General features: G+C 35.4%; 8 protein-coding genes. All 8 read left to right on the top strand.

The genetic code is table 11. From position 1 onward, the window contains the following. The coding region (locus ACY65O_RS20625; protein WP_462222747.1) for a hypothetical protein at nucleotides 1–496 on the top strand (496 nt) is incomplete at its 5' end. Nucleotides 497–560: 64 nt separating this feature from the next. After that, nucleotides 561–1,610 (top strand): 16S rRNA (cytosine(1402)-N(4))-methyltransferase RsmH, encoded by a 1,050-nt coding sequence (gene rsmH / locus ACY65O_RS20620; RefSeq protein WP_462222746.1) that lies wholly within the window; start codon nucleotides 561–563, stop codon nucleotides 1,608–1,610. Nucleotides 1,611–1,920: 310 nt separating this feature from the next. Further along, nucleotides 1,921–3,066, top strand: coding sequence for a serine hydrolase domain-containing protein (locus ACY65O_RS20615; protein WP_462222745.1), 1,146 nt, complete (start codon nucleotides 1,921–1,923; stop codon nucleotides 3,064–3,066). 46 nt (nucleotides 3,067–3,112) lie between these two features. After that, entirely contained in the window at nucleotides 3,113–3,376 is a 264-nt protein-coding gene (locus ACY65O_RS20610) for a hypothetical protein (protein ID WP_462222744.1), read from the top strand. Nucleotides 3,377–3,397: 21 nt separating this feature from the next. Further along, on the top strand, nucleotides 3,398–4,294 hold the full coding sequence (locus ACY65O_RS20605; RefSeq protein ID WP_462222743.1) for a YitT family protein: 897 nt from the start codon (nucleotides 3,398–3,400) through the stop codon (nucleotides 4,292–4,294). Then, nucleotides 4,284–4,865 carry an HD domain-containing protein gene (locus ACY65O_RS20600; protein WP_462222742.1) on the top strand — a complete coding sequence of 194 codons (582 nt, stop codon included), beginning with the start codon at nucleotides 4,284–4,286 and terminating at the stop codon, nucleotides 4,863–4,865. The genes ACY65O_RS20605 and ACY65O_RS20600 overlap by 11 nt, the downstream gene beginning before the upstream one ends. A gap of 219 nt (nucleotides 4,866–5,084) precedes the next feature. Further along, nucleotides 5,085–5,333 carry a nuclear transport factor 2 family protein gene (locus tag ACY65O_RS20595; protein WP_462222741.1) on the top strand — a complete coding sequence of 83 codons (249 nt, stop codon included), beginning with the start codon at nucleotides 5,085–5,087 and terminating at the stop codon, nucleotides 5,331–5,333. A gap of 90 nt (nucleotides 5,334–5,423) precedes the next feature. Continuing rightward, nucleotides 5,424–6,181, top strand: a 758-nt coding sequence (locus tag ACY65O_RS20590) for a hypothetical protein (RefSeq protein WP_462222740.1), incomplete at its 3' end; no start/stop codon positions are given.

Raw genomic sequence — 6,181 nt, 5'->3', positions numbered from 1 at the left:
TTATTATTCAAAAGTGGAGTCTGCAATAAGAGAATTGATTTTTAATCAGAACAATCAAAATGTTATACAAGCTTTGGCTTTTAAAGAACAGCTTCGTATTATAGAAGATCAATCGAAAAAAACAGAGGAGGCGCAACAACGCAAACAAAACATTCAATACGCTTTAATTGCCCTGGGCATTATTATTTTACTTACTCTTTATTTACTCCTTAGCCGCAGCTTTATCACCAATACAAAACTGATAGAATTTTTTGGCGTAGTGGCTCTATTAATTGTGTTTGAATTTTTAAATTTATTGCTGCATCCTTTTTTAGAAAGAATAACACATCACAGTCCTGTATTAATGTTGCTGGCATTGGTTTGTATTGCTGCATTGCTTGTACCACTGCATCACAAAGTAGAGCATTGGGCTACAGCTAAGTTGGTGGAGAAGAATAAAAAAATACGACTGGCAAGCGCCAAGAAAACGATTGAAGAGCTGGAGAAAGAGGGATAAATATTTTGTGCCGGGTGTATAAAAAAAATTAAAGTTACCTACTCAAAATCATAGCTTTACCAACATGGATAACCAAGAGCCTAAAAAATTAAGAAGAGTTAGATACAGCGGTACACATCCAAAAGCATTTAAGGAAAAATATAAAGAGTTACAACCTGAATTATATGCCGGTGATGTTGATAAAGTAATGCAGCAAGGTCGTACACCTGCTGGTATGCACCGCTCTATATGTGTAAGAGAAATTTTAGAAATCCTTAAAATAAAACCCGGGCAAACAGGGCTTGATGCTACACTTGGTTATGGCGGACACAGCATAGAAATGCTTAAATGTTTATTACCAAATGGCAAATTATTTGCATTGGATGTAGATCCGATAGAACTTCCAAAAACAAAAGAACGGTTATTGAATTTGGGTTATGGAGAAGATGTTTTAGAAATAAAAAAAATGAATTTTTCTAATTTAGATCAAGTGATTTATGAATCGGGAAAATTAGATTTTATTTTGGCCGATTTAGGAATTTCATCTATGCAAATTGATAACCCCGACAGAGGGTTTTCATTTAAAATAGATGGCCCGTTAGACTTACGATTAAATCCTAAAAGTGGAAAATCAGCAGCAGCATTATTAAAAACGATTACGCCACAACATTTAGAAGAGTTGCTTATTACAAATGCTGATGAACCAAATGCAAAGGAAATTGCTAATGCCATTTTTTTAAAATTAAAAAGCGGATTTGTAATTGAAACCACTGCACAATTACAACAAATAATTAAAGAAGCAGTTATTGGAATATCAAAAAATAATAGTGACGATGCTGTAAAAAAATCTTGCCAAAGATGTTTTCAAGCCTTACGTATAGCAGTAAATGATGAGTTTGGAGTGTTGGATAAGTTTTTAGAAAAATTACCCAATGCTTTAAAAAGTGGTGGTCGTGTAGCTATTCTTTCTTTTCATTCAGGGGAAGACAGACGGGTAAAAAAATCGTTTCAAAATTTTTTAAGAGAAGGTTTGTATAGTGATATTGCACCAGATATTATTAGACCATCTGTTGAAGAATGTACTTCTAACCCAAGAGCAAAATCGGCAAAGCTGCGATGGGCAATCAAAGCATAATAATAACGGTGTACTTTATTTTTCTTGTCCAATTAAATTCTTTGCGAACATTGCTCCGTTGCGTATTTGCATGAAATAATCAGACTGCGTAATACCTGGATTTGGTATTTACTTGTGCCACTTCACCATAAAGTATAACATTGGGCTATTGCTAAACTGGTGGAGAAGAATAAAAAGATATGGTTGGCAAGTGCTGAGAAAACGATTGAGGAGCTGGATAAAAGATGAGTAAATACTCGACAATTATTGATTGAAATTATTATCTTTTGCTGCAATAAATATATTTAACCTTCAATTTTAAAACCAAATTATGCTAAGAAAACTTTTACTGCTTTTTTTAAGTGTGTATGCAATGGCGGTTACTGCACAGCAACTTTATTTTCCTGATACAGCATGGCAAATAAAAAAACCTGCCGAATTAAAAATGAATAAAGCCTTATTGGACAGTGCTGTTGCCATGGCATTAAATAGTGAAAACAAAGTAGAAAGAGATTTACGCATTGCCAACATGAAATCTTACGCAAGAGAACCCGGTTATAAAATACTGGGGCCAATGAAATTAAGAGGCGGCCCTGCAGGGCTGGTAATTAAAAATGGTTATATCGCAGCACAATGGGGCGATATAAACAGGGTAGATATGACCTTTAGTGTAACAAAAAGTTATCTCTCCAGCATTGCAGGTTTAGCTGTAGATAATGGTTTGATAAAAAATGTTTCTGATAAAGTAAATCAATATGTGTGGGACGAAACTTTTGAAGGCGGGCACAATTCAAAAATTACATGGGTGCATTTATTAACGCAGTCTTCCGATTGGTCAGGAAATTTGTTTGGTTTAAGTGATTGGGCCGACAGGCCACCAAAAGAAGGCAATATTGATGATTGGAAAAACAGGAAACTGGTGGAACCCGGAACTGTTTTTGAATACAATGATGTCCGTGTAAATTTATTAGCGTATTCTTTATTACAGGTTTGGCGTAAACCATTACCTGCAGTTTTAAAAGAAAAAATTATGGATCCTATTGGCGCCTCCGCCACATGGCGCTGGTATGGTTACGAAAATTCTTATGTAAATATGGATGGGCTGATGATGCAATCGGTAAGCGGTGGCGGCCATCATGGTGGCGGAATTTTTATCAATACTCTCGATCATGCAAGGCTGGGTTTATTATTTTTAAGAAATGGAAAATGGAAAACCCAGCAATTGCTTTCTGAAAAATGGATCAGCGAAGCACAGCAATCATCTGTTGCTAATAAAAATTACGGCTACATGTGGTGGTTAAATACTACGCAGGATTGGAAAGGTATTTCACCAAAAGTTTATTATGCCGCAGGCTATGGTGGCAATTATATTGTGGTAGATAAAGAACACGACCTGGTGGTAGTTACCCGTTGGATGGATGATACTAAAATTGCGGAAGTAATAAACCTCATTATACAATCAACAGCAATAAAATGATTGTAAAAATTTATACCCACAAAAAAACTTTTTACATAAAATAAAAATGGCGCCGGTTACAACACAAGAAAATCTTAAAAGAGAAATTGGTGTACGGTCGCTTACGCTGGCTATTTTAAATATTACCGCTGGCTCAGGTATTTTTGTAATACCTGCAATAATTGCCGAAGGCCTTGGCGCCACAGCAATACTGGCTTACTTTGTTTGCGGCGTATTAATATTTTTAATTGGTTTGTGCTTTGCCGAAGTGGGCAGCAACAACCATCCAAAAATGAAACAGCTGAATAATGAAAATAGAATCTTATTTTAGTAAACTAAATCAAATTTAATAATGGTTAAAAAACATAAAACCGACCAGGTAGAGTGGAAGCAGGTATGGAGTTTTAAAAACCTTTTACTTATTTCAGTAGGATCGGGGCTTGCGGTATTAGCAATGAAGGGATTTATGATACCCAATAAATTTATGGATGGGGGCATTACCGGTATTTCCATTTTACTGCACGAAATTTTTCATATCAATATTAGTTTTTTAGTTATCATTCTTAATATACTTTTTATATACCTGGGTTATAAACGCATTGGTAAAACCTTTGCGGTACAAACTTCAATTGCCGTAATACTTCTTTCGGTGGGTTTGCTTTTTATTGATATTAATCCTATTACACACGATAAATTACTCATCGCTATTTTTGGCGGCATTTTAATGGGTACCGGTGTGGGCCTTGTAATAAGGGGCGGTGGCGTAATTGATGGTGCTGAAGTAATAGCGGTATTTACGGGCAGGCGTACAGGCTTTTCCAACAGCGAAATTATTATGCTTATCAATACCATCATTTTTGCGGTGGCTGCATCGCAGTTTGGTATAGAAACGGCCATGTATTCCATCATTACTTATTTTACAGCCACAAAGGCAACCGATTATGTAGTAGATGGTATTGAAGAATTTACTGCCATGAATATCATCTCGGCCCAGCAGGAAGAAATAAAAAGTTTTTTGGTAAACGAACTGGGCAAGGGCATTACAGTGTATAAGGGCGAAAGAGGTTACTTGCCCGGCAGTTTTGATATTAAAAGCGACTGCGAAATTATTGTTACCATTGTTACCCGGTTAGAAATTAAACAAATTGAAGAAGGCATAAGGGAGATTGACCCAAAAGCTTTTGTTTATATACAAAGCATTAAAGAAGCAAGTGGTGGTATTTTAAAAGCAAAAGCACATGCAAAATAACCAGGCTGTTATAAATTTTGTAGTTAGTTTATTAAAAGATAAACTGAATAAATTTTACTATTACCATAATGTAGAACATACCCTGTATGTAATGCAAAAAGCAATAGAAATTGGCCATTACCAAAAATGTACAGCCGCAGAAATTGATTTATTAACCGTAGCAGGTCTTTGGCACGATACCGGTTTTATTACCACCTACAGCGGGCACGAAGAAGCTGGTTGCAAACTGGCAAAAAAACATTTACCGCAGTTTGGTTATAATGAAAAAGCAATTAAAAAAATATGCGGAATGATAATGGCCACCAAAGTACCGCAGCATCCTAAAAATAAATTAGAAGAAATAGTTGCCGATGCCGACCTGGAATATTTGGGTACAGCAGCTGCCACAAAAAAGGCCAATAAATTATTTAAAGAACTCAAGTACATCAACCCTTTATTAACAAAACGGCAATGGCATAAAATACAAATTAAATTTTTAAACCAGCACCATTATTTTACACCTTATTGCAAAAAAAATATTGAACCTGCCAAGCAGGCTTATCTTAAACAGTTAATGCAAATTGCAGAATAATATTTTTTGCAAATAATAATCTCCCACCCTCATAATAGAAAGCTGCATGCTTCGTAACCACTCACTCTCAATTTAATTTACTAATAGCACTTTAAAATCTATTAAAGAAAATGCTTTGTAGAGCATTATTACAAATTTTATTGTTCATTAAAGATTGATGCACATCAAAAAAATAAATTTTTTTACTGCAAATTGATGTACAAAAAGAAAAAATATTAAATGAAACTGACTAAAAAACAGGAAGCTGAAATACTGAAAGTATATCATATTTACTGGGATAGCTATCTTAAAGGAGATGTGGAAATAATGCATCCCTTACTGGCAGATGAATATACACAGGTGGGAAGTGCAGAAGGTGAAGTATTCTCCAATAAAAAAGATGCCGTGCAATTTTTGTACGACACAATTGACCAGGTGGCAGGAAAATTAGAAATGCGGAACAGGAAAACAATATTGGAGCAACTGTAGGTTGCCGTTTTGTTACATGAGTTTTGCGATCTGTATGCTTTAGCAAACAACAACTGGATTTTTTATTCCAAATTCAGGGCCTCTACATTGATGCAACAAAAAAAGGAAGGATGGAAAATAATACATCAGCATTCTTCTTTTCCCGATACAAAAGCAGAAGACGGACAAAACATTGCTATTGATAAAATAGCAGCAGAAAACCAGCAACTGCGTGAAGCCATCAAACGCCGCACCATTGAACTTGAACAGAAAAACAATGAGCTGGCTGTTGAAGCAGCATTGCAAAGAGTGCGAACTGTTGCGATGAGCATGAGCAAGTCCGATAACTTGTTGAATATTGCCGAAAGTGTTTTTAAAGAGTTACAAGGTTTGGGATTTAATGAACTTAGGAATGCTATCATTCAAACATTTGTTGATGATAAAAAATATTTTAATGATTACGATTTTTCTGATGTAACAGGTGGGTGGATTTCCCGTATTCCATACACAGGTCATCCAATTATTGAAAAATTTGTAAAAAATATTAGAACAAATAACGAAGCTTTTGTTGAAACTGTAGTTTCAGGAAAAGAAATGGAGGAATGGAAGGAGTTTAGAGAAGCGAACGGAGAAGTTAACGATCCAAGACTGGATGGGATTCAGGAACTTTTCTATTACCATTATTCAATAGGTGAAGGCGATATCGGAATTTCAACTTTCAGTTCAATTAGTGCTGAAAAGCAAAACTTGCTTAAACGTTTCCGCAATGTTTTTGATTTGGCTTACAAAAGATACATTGATATTACGAAGGCAGAAGCACAAGCCAAAGAAGCACAGATAGAAGCTGCTTTGGAAAGAGTAAGAAGCCG

Origin of the sequence: Ferruginibacter sp., assembly GCF_031430955.1 — a bacterium.
In the GTDB taxonomy this organism is placed as follows: domain Bacteria; phylum Bacteroidota; class Bacteroidia; order Chitinophagales; family Chitinophagaceae; genus Ferruginibacter.
Note: the sequence above shows the minus strand (reverse complement) of the source record. Positions and strands in the feature narration are given on the sequence as shown.